Below are 15,503 nucleotides of genomic sequence, written 5' to 3' on the forward strand. Positions count from 1 at the left end.
CGCCTGAGCCTATGATGACTGTGTGAGTGAGAGAACTAAACCACCGAGCAGGCCGAAAGCGCCGTCGGCAGGGTCCTTTGTGCGGTCGGGACTGGTCTGGTTTGGTTCGCGAGGGCGCACGACCGCACCTGAGATTGAACCATTGGTGCGTGCCTTGCGCGCCAACCACCCGAAAGCAGATATCTCAATTATCGAGCGTGCCTATGAGACGGCTGAAGTTCACCACAGAGGCCAAAAACGCGCATCTGGCGAACCGTACATCACTCATCCCGTCGCAGTGGCGACGATTCTGGCTGAAATGGGCATGACGACGCCAACGCTGGTGGCGGCGCTGCTGCATGACACGGTTGAGGACACGGATTACACGGTTGAGCAGCTCACCGCTGACTTTGGTGAGTCAATCGCACTGCTGGTCGACGGTGTCACCAAGCTTGACAAGATCCGCTATGGCACCGCAGCCCAGTCCGAGACACTGCGCAAGATGATCGTGGCGATGAGTCGGGATATCCGCGTGTTGCTGATCAAGCTTGCAGATCGCCTGCACAATGCGCGCACGTGGAAGTACGTCTCGCCTGAATCCGCCAAACGCAAGGCGAAAGAGACGCTGGAGATTTATGCGCCGCTTGCTCACCGCCTGGGCATGAACACGATCAAGTGGGAGCTTGAAGAGCTGTCATTCAAGACGATGCTGCCGGAAATCTACGAGGAGATTGACCGGCTTGTTCAGCAGCGCACACCGCGCCGCGAAACCTACCTGCGTGACGTGATCGCGCAGATCGAAGAGGATCTGCGGCGCGCCGGAATTCGCGGAACGGTCGGCGGGCGCCCGAAGAACCACTATTCGATCTACCAGAAGATGATTGTGCGCGGCAAAGCGTTCGATGAGATTTTCGATCTGGTGGCGGTGCGAGTCCTTGTTGACAGTGTCAAAGACTGTTACGCCGTTTTGGGCGCAATGCACGGCAGGTGGAATCCGATTCCGGGCAGGTTCAAGGATTACATCGCCATGCCGAAGTTCAACTTCTACGAATCGCTGCACACGACGGTGGTCGGGCCGGGCGGCAGGCCGGTGGAAATCCAGATACGCACATATGAGATGCACGAGCGTGCCGAAAATGGCGTAGCCGCTCACTGGAAGTACAAGGAGAACCCGAACGCAACATCGGGCACGTCCGACGCAATGAGCACCAATGAGCAGATGAACTGGTTGCGTGCTCTGGTGGAAATGGAACGGGAAACAGGCGACCCGGAAGAATTCCTCGACTCGCTGCGCTACGAAATTGCCGGTGAAGAAGTCTACGTGTTCACCCCGCGAGGCGAAGTTGTCGTGCTGCCTGCACACGCCACACCCGTCGACTTTGCCTACGCCGTCCACACCGAAGTCGGCCATCACACTGTCGGTGCACGCGTCAACGCCCGCCTCGTTCCTCTTGATACGCAGCTGGAATCGGGCGACACGTGTGAAATCATCACCTCGAAGTCAGAAAAGGCCGGCCCGTCTCATGACTGGTTGGCATTTGTGGCGTCCCCTCGTGCACGATCGAAAATCAAATCGTGGTTCTCGCGCGAACGCCGTGAGGGAGCCATCGAAGCCGGCAAGGAAGCACTGGCGCGCGCGATGCGCAAACAGAACCTGCCTCTGCAGCGCCTGATGAATCATGAATCGATCCTGTCGGTGGCAACTGACCTGGGTTACCAGGACGTGTCGGGTCTGTACGCGGCAGTAGGAGAGAACCACCTGTCCGCCCACAATGTCGTGTCCAAACTGGTGGAGAACCTGGGCGGGGGAGCCGGCACTGAAGAGACGCTTGCTGAAGGCATCACACCAGGCGATACGCGCACACGCAAGGCGACCTCGGATGTGGGCATCGTGGTGTCTGGAATGAGTTCCAATGACATCTGGGTCAAGCTGGCCCGATGCTGTTCGCCGGTGCCCGGCGACCCAATTATGGGGTTCATCACACGTGGGCAAGGTGTTTCCGTCCACCACAGTGACTGTTTGAACGCAGCCCGTCTGGAAGAGCTCCACCCTGAACGTCTCATCGATGTCTCGTGGGATACGAACCGTTCGAACGCGCAGTACCGCGTCCAAATTGAATTGCGTTCGCTGGATCGGGCTGGATTGCTGTCGGATCTGACGAAGGTCCTGTCGGATTATTCGGTCAATATTCTGACCGGATCAATGTCGACGTCGGCTGACCAGGTGGCCTCTACGCGCTTCACATTCGAACTTGCGGACATGGCACATCTGAACGCCGTTTTATCTGCTCTCAGACGTGTTGATGGTGTTTTTGAGGCGCGTCGCGTGACGGGCACCCGGAAACGTGCGCGTGAATCCCGTGCAGACGAATCGTGAACGAGGAGACCGACAGTTCGCCCCTCGAGCGTGATTTTGCGTAGGATAAGGAAGTGTCAGTCAAGACACATAACCGCGCACGGATGGATCGGTCCATCCACGTCCCGAGAAGGAAGATCGTGACTATCTCGCCTAATCCACAGCAGCCATCCACTGGCTCCCCGGAAACCGCATCCGAACCTGCTCGTACCGAGTTCGGGCGAATGGACACTGAAGGAAATATCTACGTCACTGACGGTGAGAGCGAACGCCTCATCGGATCCTACCCGGAGGGCGCTCCGGACAACCCGTTCGAACTGTACGAGCGGCGCTACAGCGACTTGGAAGCCACGATCCGCCTTTTTGAAGACCGTCTGCCTCACCTGGGGGCACGCGACATCGACCAAACCGTAGCCACGCTGCGTGAGGCCGTTGCGGAGCCGGCAGCAATCGGTGACCTACCCGCGTTGCGTGAGCGCGTCGACAAGGCCGCTCAGGCTGGTGAGGAGCGCAAGGTTCAAGCCAAGGCCGAGCGCCAGGCTGCTCGCGAACAGGCCATTGCAGATCGCACCAGCGTGGTCGAGCGGGCCGAAGAAATTTCTCAACAGGACCCAGAACGCACCCACTGGAAGCATTCAGGACAGGCACTGCGTGACTTGCTTGAAGAGTGGAAGACTTTACAGCGCAAGGGGCCACGCCTGGACAAATCCACCGAAGATGAGCTCTGGAAGCGTTTTTCCAGTGCACGCACTGTTTTTGACCGTCATCGTCGCCAGTTCTTCTCGGCACTTGACCAGAAGCAGACTGAGGCGCGTCGCGTGAAGGAAGGGCTGATTGCTGAAGCTGAAGCCCTTCAGAATTCAACGGACTGGGGGCCAACCTCGTCGGCCTACCGGGACCTGATGGATCGCTGGAAGGCAGCGCCTCGCGCGTCTCGCAAGGAAGACGATGCGTTGTGGGCACGTTTCAGGACAGCGCAGCAGGTGTTCTTCGATGCGCGCCGCGCCAAGGATGAAGCAGCAGATGCCGAATCTGAAGAAAACCTCAAGGCCAAGGAAGCGCTGCTGGAGCAGGCCGAGGCGCTCTTGCCGATCGAAGACATGGACGCTGTCAAGCCTCGTTTGCGCGCCATCCAGGACCAGTGGGATGAGATTGGCCGCGTGCCATCGGCCCACGTCGGCCAGGTTGAAGGCCGGATGCGCGCCGTGGAGGATGCGGTGCGCCAGGCTGAAGAACGCGAGTGGAAGCGCTCGAACCCGGAGACACGTGCCCGCGCCGAAGGCATGCTGGGGCAGCTGGAAGACCAGCTCGACCGACTGAAAGCCGACATCGAGAAGGCCGAAAGCGCCGGAAATTCCGATCAGGTACAGTCGTTGCGCGAAACACTGGCAACGAAGACTGCGTGGTTGGATCAGATCCGCTCGTCAATGGAGTGACGCGTGCTCATCACTGTCATACCGACCCCGTTTTTCGGGGCTAACTGCATCGTGCTTCAGCCCGACGCAGAAGCGAACGTCGTAGTGGTTGACCCGTCGGCAGGTGTGTGCGACCAGATCCGCGGGGCACTGGATCGCGCTGATGCTCAGGTGGGCGCCGTTCTGTGCACTCACGGTCATCCTGATCATGTCTGGGATGCTCACGAGGTGGCCTCATGGGCACCTGACGCGCCTGCACCGGTGTGGATCCCTGGCCCTGACAGATACCGCATGGATGACCCGATGTCGTATCTGCCGATGAAACCGAGCGGCATGGACCTGACGTGGCACAAGCCGGAAGATCTGCGCGACGTGCCTTCTGACACGTTCGAAATCCAGCCCGGCATCTGGCTGCAGATGCTTCCTGCGCCAGGCCACACAGAGGGGTCGGCATTGTTCCTGGGGGAGTGCGACGTCAATATCGCGGACCACGAGGGCACAATCCTGTGGCAGCATGACGATCCAATTCCGTGGGCGCTGAGTGCTGACGTGATCTTTGCCGGGTCGGTTGGACGCACCGACCTGCCCGGTGGAGACGAACGCCAAATGAAACATACGCTTCGCACCATGGCCAACGCCATTGATCCGCGAACGGTCATGATCCCGGGGCACGGGCCACTGACGACGTGGGCACACGAACTTCAGACCAATCAGTACGTTGCGCGCGCACGACGCGAAGGCTAGACACAGAGTAAAAGAATCGAAGGACACATACGATGGCACGGACAAAATTGTCTGGATTTCCCGAATGGAGCGTTGAGGGCCGGCTGATCGAGCTGCATGTGCTCGATTCGCTGCGTCATGTGTTCGAACTCCACGGGTTTTCCAACATTGAAACCCGAGCCGTCGAAACCCTCGACTCGCTGCTGTCCAAAGGGGAAACCTCCAAAGAGGTGTACCTGCTTGAACGTCTCCAGGGACTCGAGAAAGGCGAACACACCGATAAGGACCGCAGGATCGGACTGCACTTCGACCTGACCGTTCCGCTGGCCCGATACGTCCTGGATAACGTCAACGACCTGCATTTTCCGTTCAAGCGCTACCAGATTCAAAAAGTCTGGCGCGGCGAACGCCCGCAGGAAGGACGTTTCCGCGAATTCACTCAGGCCGATATCGACATCGTCGGCAACGGTGCATTGCCGTTCCACTTCGAGGTCGACCTGCCGCTCGTGATGGCCGAAGCACTGTCCTCACTGCCCATCGGCCCGTTCAAGATCCTGGCCAACAACCGCAAGGTCGTTCAGGGCGTATGCGAAGCGCTCGGAGTTGGCGACGTTGACGCAGCGCTGCGCGGTTTGGACAAGCTGGACAAGATTGGGCCCGAGGGTGTGACCGAGGAACTGGCAGAAGCCGGAATAGCAGGCGACCAGGCACGCACCCTGCTGACAATGGCGCAGATCCACACCGATGATGTGGCCGAGCTTCGCGACGGTATTGACGCGTTGGAACTGTCCAACGACATTTTGCGCGAGGGGCTGGATGAGCTGTGTGCGCTGATTAGTGACGCGCATGAGCGCATGCCCGGCGCTGTCTTTGCTGACTTGAAGATAGCGCGCGGACTGGACTACTACACTGGATCGGTCTACGAAACAGTGCTGACCGAACACCCGTCACTGGGATCGATCTGCTCAGGTGGGCGCTACGATTCTCTGGCATCGGACGGCAAACGTAGCTACCCGGGCGTCGGGCTGTCCATTGGTGTCTCTCGCCTCGTCTCCCGCATGATCGCGCAGCCAATGGTGACCGCCACGCGTACCTCACCGGCCGCGGTGGTCGTCGCCGTCATGAACGAGGAAGACCGCGGGCACTCCAACCGGATCGCAGCGACCCTGCGTTCACGCGGTATTCCCACCGATGTTGCGCCTACAGCGGCCAAATTCGGCAAACAGATCCGCTACGCTGATCGATTAGGAATACCATTCGTCTGGTTCCCGGGCGCCTCGGAAGGTGACACTGTCAAGGACATTCGATCGGGTGACCAGGTCGAAGCCGATTGCGAGACATGGATGCCTCCGGCAGAGGATATGCATCCGCGCATCGCGTCGGCCACACAGGAGGACTAGGCTGACTATGGAGCGTTCACCACTGCACAGTGCGCGTGAAATGCGTGATGCGTTGGCGGACGTGTCGATCAATGTCGAAACGCCGTCAGCCCGCCGTGCACGTAGTGAACAGGCTCGAGCCCTGCGGCGCCTCGACGATCATGTGATCCCGCGCCTCGAACATGCCCAGGCACCCATTCTGTGCGTGATCGGCGGATCTACGGGGGCCGGGAAATCCACCCTGGTCAACACGATGGTTGGGTACGCAGTGTCGGCGTCGTCAGCCGTACGTCCCACGACACGCGACCCGCTCCTGCTGCACAATCCCAGCGACGCCATGTGGTTCGACTCGAACCGGATTCTCACCTCCCTGACGCGCAGGCGTGAAGAGGCGGATGCTGATCCTGAGCGCGAATCACATCCTCACTCGCTACGTGTGCGCGCCCTCGAAGCCATTCCCCACGGTGTCGGCGTTATCGATGCACCTGATCTTGATTCGGTCGTGGACGACAATCGTGCCTTGGCTCGTCAACTGCTCGACGCGGCTGACCTGTGGATTTTCGTCACGACTGCGGCCCGCTACGCGGATGCCGTGCCGTGGCAGGTGCTCGAAGAGGCCGGAAGTCGCGGCATCGAGACGGTGATCGTCCTCAACCGCATTCCGCCTGGGGCAACCCAGGAGGTCGCGGCCGACCTGAATGCATTATTGTCCGAGCGCGGCCTTGGCAACGCCCCGGTGCTCGCTATCGATGAACAGGCGCTCGAGGATGGCTTGCTGCCCCGCGATGCCGTCCAGCCGCTCGTTGACCGACTACACGCACTGGGAGCAGACGCCGAACGCCGCAGCGAACTGGCTCAGCAGGCGATCCGCGGATCGGTGCGAGAGGTGATCGAATCGGCCGGCGCAGTCAGCCAGGCTCTCGACGAGGAACGTGCCGCCGTTGAGGCAACTGTGGAGCGTATAGACCGGATCGGGGAGGCTGCCGGGCGTCGTGTCCGCCAGGGCACTGCCGACGGCACGCTGCTGCGTGGTGAGGTGCTGGCCCGCTGGCAGGAAGTTGTCGGCGCGGCAGATTTCACGCGCATACTGTCGCGAGGCATTTCGCGTCTGCGTGACCGCATTTCTGCCTTCTTTCGAGGGCGCCCGACCCCGTCCGAACCTGTTGAAGATGCCATTGAAGCTGGCTTGACCAGCTTGCTGGCAGATGAATTTGCTGACGTGAGTGACCAGGTGGCCGAGCTGTCGCGCACTGATCCGGCACTGGTAGGCGCGTCGCCCTCGTCAATCATGACGGCGTTGGATCCGTCCGAGCGTGCTCAGCGCGTCGCGAATCAATGGCAGCGCGAACTGCTTGCGATGGTGCGCAGCGAGGGCCAGTCCAAGCGCGCCGGAGCCCAGATGATGGCCATTGGTGTCAACGTGGTGGGCGTGGCGCTGATGATCGTCATTTTTGCGTCAACGGGTGGACTGACCGGAGCTGAAGTGGGTGTAGCTGGTGCAACCGCGGCCGTGGCGCACAAACTGCTCGAAGCGATTTTCGGCGACCAGGCGGTGCGTGACATGGCCAAGAAGGCGCACCGCAACCTCGTGGAGGCAGCTGACCAGGAGATCGCCCAAATCCTGCAGCCGGCGCGCGACGCTCTGCCCGAAGCAGGTGACTACGCGCGCCTGACCGAGGCGATTGCGCAGGCGAGCCAACAATGGTCGGTAGGAGCCGAATAATGACCCGTGGTCTCTCCAACCCTGCCGAACGCGTGGATCATATTGCCTCCGCTATGGAGCTTGCCGGACCGGATGTGTCCAATGAATGCGTGGACCGCGTCGCGGATTGCTTGCTGCGCGCACACGAACGCACAGGGCTCGATCCTGACACGACCGTGGTTGCGTTCGTGGGAGCAACCGGGTCAGGCAAGTCGTCGCTTTTTAACGCGATCCTGGGGCACGACATCGCGCAGGTTGGCGTACGCCGCCCCACCACCACACAGGCTCTGGCCGCTATCGGCGCGGGCACGCGTGCACCTGGACTGGTCGAATGGATGGGCGTGCGCGAGCAGGTCATGATCCCGTCGGGCGCCGGCCTTCCGGAAAGTGTGGCCCTGGTTGATCTGCCTGATATCGACTCTATTCAGCAGGACAATGTGGCGCTCACCGAGCGTCTTGCGTCCCGCGTTGACCTGATCGTATGGGTCGTTGATCCGCAAAAGTATGCCGACCACGTTATCCATTCGCAGTGGATTGCGCGTTTCGCTGCCTACGGTGCGCCGGCGTGTATGGTGCTCACGCACGTCGACCAGCTCTCGCCGACTGATCGTAGCCAGATCGAAGCGGACATTCGTCGTCTCCTGGAAGCTGATCAGGCAGCCGGCATGAAGCTGGTGGGTGCCTCGTCGGTGACAGGGGAGGGCATTGATGCGGTTCGCTCGATGATCTCTGAGCGCGCACGTATTGTGCGTCAGCAGGCTGAGCGTGTTGGCGCCGTCCTGGATGAAGCCGTTGATGTGGCGCGCCGGGACCTGGAGATTGAAACTGCTGAACTGCCGAAGGTGCCGAAGAACCTGACCTTACAGCTGGTTAATGTTGCAGCGGGCGCTGCAGGTGTGGGACACGTGACGTCAGCTGTTGATGCGGGGTATCGTCACCGTGCTCAGAAAGTGTGCGGCTGGCTTCCGTTCCGTCTGCTTGCCCGATTCAAATCCGACCCGCTGGCACGCCTCCATCTGGAAAGCTCGGAATCATCAGTGTCATCTGTGCCCGAAGCAACACCCGTCGCCCGTGCCAAATTGAATTCTGGCGTGCGAACCATTGCCGGGCAGATTGCGCACGGCAGACCGCAGGTGTGGCAGCGCCGCGTACGTGAACTAGCCCGCGAACGTGCCGAAAGCGTCACCACACGGCTCGACCAGGCTGTTGCCGGAACCGATTTTGGCCTGCAAGAACGACGTACCTGGTGGCGTGCGAGCGCGATCCTCCAAGGCATCGGATGGCTGATGGCACTGGTCGGAGTGCTGTGGATCCTGGCGGTGCGTGGGGCCGACCAGTTCCTCATGATCCGGTGGGACGTGCCGATGTGGCGCGGTCTGCCCGTTCCCACCTGGTGCGTTCTTGGAGGGCTGGCCCTGACGGTAATCGTGGCTCTGCTGTCGTGGGTTGGCGTGCGCATAGGAGCAGCCCGTGCTCGCCGCCGGGCACACTCGCGCTTGACTCGGTCGATCAGCGAAGTCATCGAACAGAGTGTCAGCGGGCCCCTCGTAGCTGAATGCGAACGTCAGGCTGACATCGTGAAGCACCTGAATGCTGCCGCCTCGCGAACCCACTAGAATATAGCTGTGCGCATTATTTTTGCTGGAACTCCTGACGTCGCTGTGCCCACCCTGTCGGCGTTGAACGATTCGAAACATGACGTGGTCGCGGTCATCACTCGTCCGCCGGCTCGACGGGGCAGAGGCAAGAAAACCTTCCCGTCACCTGTCGCGCAATACGCGGCTGACCATGGCCTCGAGCTGATCGAGTCGTCACGTTTTACCGATCCGTCGCTTCAGCACGACATTGATGCTTATGACGCGGACCTTGGCGTCGTTGTTGCATTCGGCGCGATCATTCCGCCTTCTGTCTTAACAATGCCGCGGTTGGGGTGGGTGAACCTGCACTTCTCGGATTTGCCGCGCTGGCGCGGAGCTGCCCCGGTCCAGTATGCGATTTGGTCGGGTGATGCTCGAACGGCGTCGAGTATCTTCCAGCTGGAAGACGGCCTGGACACCGGGTCGGTTTTTTCGCGCTTGCCGGTCACGATCGACCCGTCTGAAACTGCCGGGGAACTGCTGGAACGAATGGGACGTCTCGGAGCTGACCAGATGGTGGCCACGGTGGATGCACTGGCTGACGGACGCGCATCAGCACACGTGCAGGATACAGATGGTGTCACCTATGCTCACATGCTCACCCCCGTCCAGGGATTCATTGATTTCACCCAGAGCGCGGCAGAGGTGTCGCGTCACATCCGCGCCTTCACTCCGAACCCAGGTGCATGGACTGTTCTGCCTGACGGCAAACGTCTCAAGATTGCGGGGGCCGAGCCCACCGATCAGCCCACACTCGGCACAGGTCTGCTGCAGGTGACAAAGCATGAGGTCATGGTCGGGTGCGCTGACGCGTGCGTCAGACTGGGCCAGGTCGCACCAGCAGGTAAAGGCTGGATGGACGCAGCGGCCTGGGCGCGTGGGGCACGCCTCAGCGGCGAGGAACGTGTCGGCGTTATGGCAACGGAGGAGTGAGATGGCAACAGGACGATATGCGGATGGTTACCGAGCGAAACGCAACGTTGATCCTGCCCGGCTCGTCGCGTTTGAGGTCCTTGATTCGATCGAGCAGGACGGCGCGTTCGCGAACCTTGCACTACCTAAAGCTCTGCGTGCTGCGAAAGAAGACTTCGCATCCTTCGACGGGCGCGATGCGGCATTTACCGCTGAGCTCGTCTACGGCACAACGCGCGCACAGGGCCGCCTCGACTGGATCATCAACGCCCATTCGACACGTCCGGTCGACCAGCTCGATCCATCGTTGCGCACGGTGCTTCGCATGGGAGCTCACCAGATCCTCAACATGCGCGTGCCGGACCATGCGGCCGTCGCCGCAACCGTTGACCTTGCCCGCGAAGTCCTCACTGACGGTCCGGCGAAGATGGTCAATGCTGTTTTGCGCTCCATTATCCGCACCGGCGCTGATCAGATCGACGCGGACATTGACGCAATCGAGAATCCGGTCGAACGCCTGGCTGTGCGTTATTCACACCCGACCTGGATTGTTTCGGCACTGGGCGACGCCCTGACAGCTCATGGCTGCTCCAAGGATGAGCTGGAAGAAACACTGGCTGCCAATAATGAGGCACCACTGGTGACTCTAGTTGCCCGCCCGGGTCTGATTGACGTGGAGGACCTGGCTGATGAAGCGATTGATGCATGCCACACGCGGGTAGCTCCGGGCACGCGTTCGCCGCTTGCTGTTGTCCTGGAGTCGGGCGACCCGGCACGCATCGGCTCTGTTCGACGCGGACTGGCCGGTGCGCAGGATGAAGGTTCCCAGCTGGCCGCCCTCGTCACTGCCGCCGCGCCGATCGAAGGGTCGGACACCGCATGGCTTGACCTGTGCGCTGGTCCGGGCGGGAAGGCCGCGCTTCTGGCGGCTGAGGGAGCCGAGCGAGGGGCACACCTGTTGGCAAACGAAGTCCACACTCACCGCGCACGCCTCGTTGAGCGCGCAACGGCCCGCCTGACCAACGTCGAGGTCATTTCCGCTGATGGGCGCACGCTCGGCGGGCAGGGAACACCGTGGCAGCTTGGCTCATTCGATCGCGTCCTGGTCGACGCGCCATGTACGGGCCTGGGGTCACTTCGCCGTCGCCCGGAGTCACGCTGGCACAGGTCCGAGGGGGACCTGGCGGATCTGGTTGCGCTTCAACGTGACTTATTGGACCGGGCTGTTGATCTGGTTCGCGTTGGGGGAGTGGTTGCGTATGTCACCTGTTCGCCGCATCGTGCGGAAACTGTTGACCAGGTCCGACGCCTGAGCGAGTCGGGACGCGTGGAACTGATCGATGCTGTGCCGGTTGCTGCGGGTATCTCGCCTGAGCCGTTGAGCGCTGACGGACCGACCCTGCAGTTGTGGCCGCATCGTGATGACACCGATGCGATGTTTATGGCTCTGATGAAACGGGTATCCTGAGAGCATGCATCTGACTATTTCGCCGTCGATTCTCAATTGCGATATTGCTGATCTGCATGGCCAGCTCGAATCGATTTCCTCAGCTGACATTGCTCACGTTGACGTGATGGACAATCACTTTGTGCCCAACCTGACGTGGGGCCTTCCGGTTGTAGAAGCCTGCGTGAAGACCGGCATCCTGCCGGTGGACGCGCACCTGATGATCGAGGATCCTGACCGGTGGGCGCCGGCCTACGCTGAGGCTGGCTGTGAGTCGGTGACATTCCATGTCGAAGCTGCAGCGGCACCGATTCGGCTTGCGCGCGAGATCCGACACCAGGGTGCGCGTGTGGGCCTGGGGCTGCGCCCGGCAACTGACATTGCACCATTCGTCGATATCTTGTCCGAATTCGACATGATCCTCATCATGACGGTCGAGCCGGGATTCGGTGGTCAGAAGTTCCTTGAGTCAATGCTGCCCAAGATTCGCCGCACTCGTGATGCGATTAGGTCGGCTGACCTGCCCGTGTCGATTCAGGTTGACGGTGGCGTGTCACGCCAGACGATTGAACAGTGCGCACAGGCTGGTGCCACGAACTTCGTTGCCGGGTCGGCGATTTTCAAGGCAGAGGATGCATACACGGAGATTGCGACGTTGCGCGAACTTGCCGGTTCGCACTGTCACTGAGCTGAGGAATCTAGTTTTCCTTTTCCCAGTTGGCGTGCCATAATTGCCACATGCTCCGGGGTCGGTGTAAGTCCGAACCGGCGGTGAGAGTCCGCGACCCGCGCGTTCATACGCGTGGCTGAACCGGTGAAACTCCGGTACCGACGGTGAAAGTCCGGATGGGAGGAGCACAGGAAGCGTGACCGCGCGTTTGGACGCGCTCGTCATTTGTGCTGCGTGAGCCCCCGGTGCGCGGAGGACACGAACAGGTGGCAACCAGCCAGAGCCAGCGACGCGGCGCTCGAGGAATCAGCAGCGTGATGAACGTGTGCGCACCCCTCATTTTCCTCCTGCTGATCATGACCGTATGGGCGTTGGCCACCACTGTTTTTTCACTCGAACCGTGGCGACTGCCCAGCCCCGCACAAGTCTTCCAGCGAGCACAGGTATTGCTCACACAGCCCTGGATGTGGCAACGGGTGCTGATCACCGCAGGCGAAGCAGTGCTCGGCTGTGCGACAGGTGCCCTTGTGGCGTTGCCACTGGCGTACGCGATCTACAAAGTGAATTGGTTCCGCGCAGCAGTCGAACCGTTCCTGGGTGCAACCCAGGCGATCCCCGCGATCGCACTGGCACCCCTGCTGGTCCTGTGGGTCGGCTTCGGCCTGGCCCCAGTGATTGCCCTGTGCGCGATCATGGTCTTTTTCCCGATCCTCGTGTCCACCGTTGTCGGACTGCGTCACCTTGACCAGGACGTGCTGGAAGCTGCTTCACTGGACGGCGCGTCAGGGTGGATAATGCTGCGCCAAATTGAAGCTCCAATGGCAGCACCATCAATCCTGGCTGGCCTGCGCAACGGTTTCACCCTGTCGGTGACCGGTGCCGTGGTGGGGGAGATGGTCATGGGGGGCAACGGTATGGGCGGCATTCTTGTCCAGCAACGCCAAAACATGGACACGCCCGGAATGTTCGTCTCCATCATTGTGCTCTGCGTGTTGGCAATGAGCATTTACATCGTTATCTACCGGATTGAAAAGCGGTATAACCGCAGTTGAAAAGATGAAAGAAGGATTACTGATGGCACGTGGCATACGCGCTTTGACAACACTAGTGGTAGCGGCGAGCGCTGTGACCTTATGTGGCTGCAGCTCCTCCGAGTCGCCCTCGCCGGCCGCTAATGCCCAAAGCGAAGTTGACTTGCAAGAGCCCACTGACGTCACGCTCGGGCTGACTTACATTCCCAACGTCCAGTTCGCGCCCACATACATTGCCGAGGAAGACGCGGTATACGCGAATGCGGGAGCGAACGTCACGCTGCGTCATCACGGCGCCGATGAAGGACTGTTCACCGCTCTGACAGCCGGTGAAGAAGATGTCGTGCTTGCCTCGGGTGATGAGGTACTGCAGGCTCGTGATCAGGGAATGGATGTGGTTGCCATTGGCTCCTACTACCACACCTACCCGGTGGTTGTCGCCGTCCCAGAAGAATCCGACATTGACTCCATTGACGATCTGCGCGGACACAGTATCGGTATCCCCGGCGAATTCGGTTCCAACTGGCTGGGCCTGCTCGCAATCCTGAACAACGCTGGGCTGAGCACGCAGGATGTCAACGTCGTGTCGATCGGCTTCACGCAGCAGGCTGCCCTGGCGGCTGGCCAGGTCGACGCAGTCGTCGTCTTCACGAACAACGAGATGGTCCGTTTCGGGCTCGATGGTATGAAGGTGCGCGCCCTTGACGTCGACCAAGACGCTTTACCGTTGGTGTCCGCCACGCTGGTGAGCACCCGCGAATGGGTTGACGCACATCCTGATGCGGCGCGTGCCATCGTGGACGGTACGACGCAGGGGATTGAACGAGCGAAGGACAATCCTCAGCACGCTCTGGAGGTGGCGAAGAAATACGATGACACGCTGAACGATCCGGCATCGTTCGAGGGTGCCCGAGCAGTACTCGAAGCCACGATCAAGCTGATGACGACAGGGAACGGAGCCGCCAGCGGCAAGCAGGATCTCGACAGATGGAACAAGATGGGACAATTCCTGTATGACACTGCAGGTGTGCTCACGCAGGCTCCCGATGTTGACGCCGCGGTGACGAACGAGTTCGCAAGCCGCTGATTGCTCGAGTAATGTGATCATGTGACTACATTTGATGAACTGTTTGCAGAACTGACCGAGAAGGCCCAGACACGTCCTGAGGGATCTGGAACGGTCGCTGAACTTGACCGCGGCGTTCACGCCATCGGCAAGAAGGTCGTCGAGGAAGCGGCTGAAGTGTGGATGGCAGCCGAATATGAAACTGACGACGACCTGGCGCTCGAAATCTCTCAGCTGCTCTATCATGCTCAGGTCATGATGATCAAGAAGGGCTTGACGCTCGAAGACGTCTACAAGCACCTGTAAGCTCACAGCACCGCACCTGCGAAGGACTCACCATGCTACGAATTGCCGTGCCCAACAAGGGCTCACTGTCCGAACCTGCTATCACGATGCTCACCGAGGCGGGCTATCAGCTGCACCGCCGCGGCCGTGAACTGGTGATCAGCGACCACGCGAACGATGTCGAGTTTTTCTTCTTGCGTCCGCGCGATATTGCGGTCCACGTTGGTCATGGCACGATTCACGTCGGTATCACCGGGCGTGACTTGCTGCGCGATTCGCCTTCGGGCGCGGTGGAGCATCGGGCGCTCGGATTTGCCCGCTCAACCTTCCGCTTCGCGGGACCAGCCGGTGAGTTCACGTCACTGGAGGACATACAAGGGCGCCGCATTGCGACCTCTTATGACAAACTCGTGCGAGATTACTTGGATGAGGCCGGTATCGATGCCGAAGTTGTCCACCTTGACGGTGCAGTGGAATCCTCAGTTCGTCTGGGCGTTGCCGACCTGATCGCGGATGTCGTCGAAACAGGTGGTACGCTTCGCGCAGCCGGCCTGGAAGTGTTCGGTGACCCTCTGATGCAATCGGAGGCCCTGCTGATTGCCCGTGAGGACATGCGGGATAACGCAGCGCTTGCGACGCTCGACCGACGCCTGGAAGGCGTCCTGGTTGCACGCTCGTATGTCTTGGTCGACTACAACGTGCGTGAGCGCGACCTGAACGCCGCGATTGCGATTACGCCGGGCCTGAATTCCCCGACCATTTCGCCCCTGATGAATACCGAGTGGCTCGCCGTGCGCGTCATGGTGAAGGCAGAGAACATCAACTCGGTGATGGACCGTCTCTACGCGGAGGGCGCGCGCGCCATCATCGTGACCAAACTGGCTGCTTCACGTATCTGAAC

General features: G+C 60.5%; 13 protein-coding genes and 1 riboswitch. All 13 genes read left to right on the plus strand.

Annotated elements, in window-relative coordinates:
* Positions 1–22 precede the first annotated feature (22 nt).
* A complete protein-coding gene (locus tag AC1EJ1_RS02845) occupies positions 23–2,356 on the plus strand; it encodes a RelA/SpoT family protein (RefSeq protein ID WP_285014041.1) in 2,334 nt (777 codons plus the stop codon).
* Between the two features lie 83 nt (positions 2,357–2,439).
* Complete coding sequence (locus tag AC1EJ1_RS02850; RefSeq protein ID WP_480295377.1) at positions 2,440–3,771, plus strand: DUF349 domain-containing protein; 1,332 nt, start codon at positions 2,440–2,442, stop codon at positions 3,769–3,771.
* 3 nt (positions 3,772–3,774) lie between these two features.
* A complete protein-coding gene (locus tag AC1EJ1_RS02855; protein ID WP_058236769.1) occupies positions 3,775–4,494 on the plus strand; it encodes an MBL fold metallo-hydrolase in 720 nt (239 codons plus the stop codon).
* A 32-nt stretch (positions 4,495–4,526) separates the two neighbouring features.
* On the plus strand, positions 4,527–5,873 hold the full coding sequence (hisS, locus tag AC1EJ1_RS02860; RefSeq protein ID WP_285014043.1) for a histidine--tRNA ligase: 1,347 nt from the start codon (positions 4,527–4,529) through the stop codon (positions 5,871–5,873).
* Between the two features lie 7 nt (positions 5,874–5,880).
* Positions 5,881–7,575, plus strand: a complete 1,695-nt coding sequence (locus AC1EJ1_RS02865; RefSeq protein ID WP_285014044.1) for a dynamin family protein — start codon at positions 5,881–5,883, stop codon at positions 7,573–7,575.
* Positions 7,575–9,170 carry a GTPase family protein gene (locus tag AC1EJ1_RS02870; protein ID WP_285014045.1) on the plus strand — a complete coding sequence of 532 codons (1,596 nt, stop codon included), beginning with the start codon at positions 7,575–7,577 and terminating at the stop codon, positions 9,168–9,170. The genes AC1EJ1_RS02865 and AC1EJ1_RS02870 overlap by 1 nt, the downstream gene beginning before the upstream one ends.
* A gap of 9 nt (positions 9,171–9,179) precedes the next feature.
* Positions 9,180–10,124, plus strand: a complete 945-nt coding sequence (gene fmt, locus AC1EJ1_RS02875; protein WP_285014046.1) for a methionyl-tRNA formyltransferase — start codon at positions 9,180–9,182, stop codon at positions 10,122–10,124.
* 1 nt (position 10,125) lies between these two features.
* Positions 10,126–11,571, plus strand: a complete 1,446-nt coding sequence (locus AC1EJ1_RS02880; RefSeq protein WP_285014047.1) for a transcription antitermination factor NusB — start codon at positions 10,126–10,128, stop codon at positions 11,569–11,571.
* Positions 11,572–11,575: 4 nt separating this feature from the next.
* On the plus strand, positions 11,576–12,238 hold the full coding sequence (gene rpe, locus AC1EJ1_RS02885; RefSeq protein ID WP_058236763.1) for a ribulose-phosphate 3-epimerase: 663 nt from the start codon (positions 11,576–11,578) through the stop codon (positions 12,236–12,238).
* A 47-nt stretch (positions 12,239–12,285) separates the two neighbouring features.
* Positions 12,286–12,412: riboswitch (FMN riboswitch) on the plus strand.
* 125 nt (positions 12,413–12,537) lie between these two features.
* Positions 12,538–13,272, plus strand: a complete 735-nt coding sequence (locus AC1EJ1_RS02890) for an ABC transporter permease (RefSeq protein WP_285014319.1) — start codon at positions 12,538–12,540, stop codon at positions 13,270–13,272.
* 22 nt (positions 13,273–13,294) lie between these two features.
* A complete protein-coding gene (locus AC1EJ1_RS02895) occupies positions 13,295–14,338 on the plus strand; it encodes an ABC transporter substrate-binding protein (RefSeq protein ID WP_285014048.1) in 1,044 nt (347 codons plus the stop codon).
* A 21-nt stretch (positions 14,339–14,359) separates the two neighbouring features.
* The gene (locus AC1EJ1_RS02900; RefSeq protein ID WP_058236761.1) at positions 14,360–14,623 is read left to right on the plus strand and encodes a phosphoribosyl-ATP diphosphatase; all 264 of its coding nucleotides are present in this window, start codon (positions 14,360–14,362) and stop codon (positions 14,621–14,623) included.
* Positions 14,624–14,655: 32 nt separating this feature from the next.
* Positions 14,656–15,501, plus strand: coding sequence for an ATP phosphoribosyltransferase (gene hisG, locus AC1EJ1_RS02905; RefSeq protein ID WP_285014049.1), 846 nt, complete (start codon positions 14,656–14,658; stop codon positions 15,499–15,501).
* Positions 15,502–15,503: the final 2 nt, after the last annotated feature.

It is taken from the genome of Pauljensenia sp. C0170B4 (assembly GCF_056590235.1).

What these genes read in the sequence shown, in the direction of transcription:
- AC1EJ1_RS02870 (WP_285014045.1), top strand. Translation starts at nt 7,575, where the DNA reads ATGACCCGTGGTCTCTCCAACCCTGCCGAACGCGTGGATCATATTGCC.
- AC1EJ1_RS02880 (WP_285014047.1), top strand. Translation starts at nt 10,126, where the DNA reads ATGGCAACAGGACGATATGCGGATGGTTACCGAGCGAAACGCAACGTT.
- rpe (WP_058236763.1), top strand. Translation starts at nt 11,576, where the DNA reads ATGCATCTGACTATTTCGCCGTCGATTCTCAATTGCGATATTGCTGAT.
- AC1EJ1_RS02890 (WP_285014319.1), top strand. Translation starts at nt 12,538, where the DNA reads ATGAACGTGTGCGCACCCCTCATTTTCCTCCTGCTGATCATGACCGTA.
- AC1EJ1_RS02850 (WP_480295377.1), top strand. Translation starts at nt 2,440, where the DNA reads ATGGATCGGTCCATCCACGTCCCGAGAAGGAAGATCGTGACTATCTCG.
- AC1EJ1_RS02895 (WP_285014048.1), top strand. Translation starts at nt 13,295, where the DNA reads ATGGCACGTGGCATACGCGCTTTGACAACACTAGTGGTAGCGGCGAGC.
- hisS (WP_285014043.1), top strand. Translation starts at nt 4,527, where the DNA reads ATGGCACGGACAAAATTGTCTGGATTTCCCGAATGGAGCGTTGAGGGC.
- AC1EJ1_RS02865 (WP_285014044.1), top strand. Translation starts at nt 5,881, where the DNA reads ATGGAGCGTTCACCACTGCACAGTGCGCGTGAAATGCGTGATGCGTTG.
- hisG (WP_285014049.1), top strand. Translation starts at nt 14,656, where the DNA reads ATGCTACGAATTGCCGTGCCCAACAAGGGCTCACTGTCCGAACCTGCT.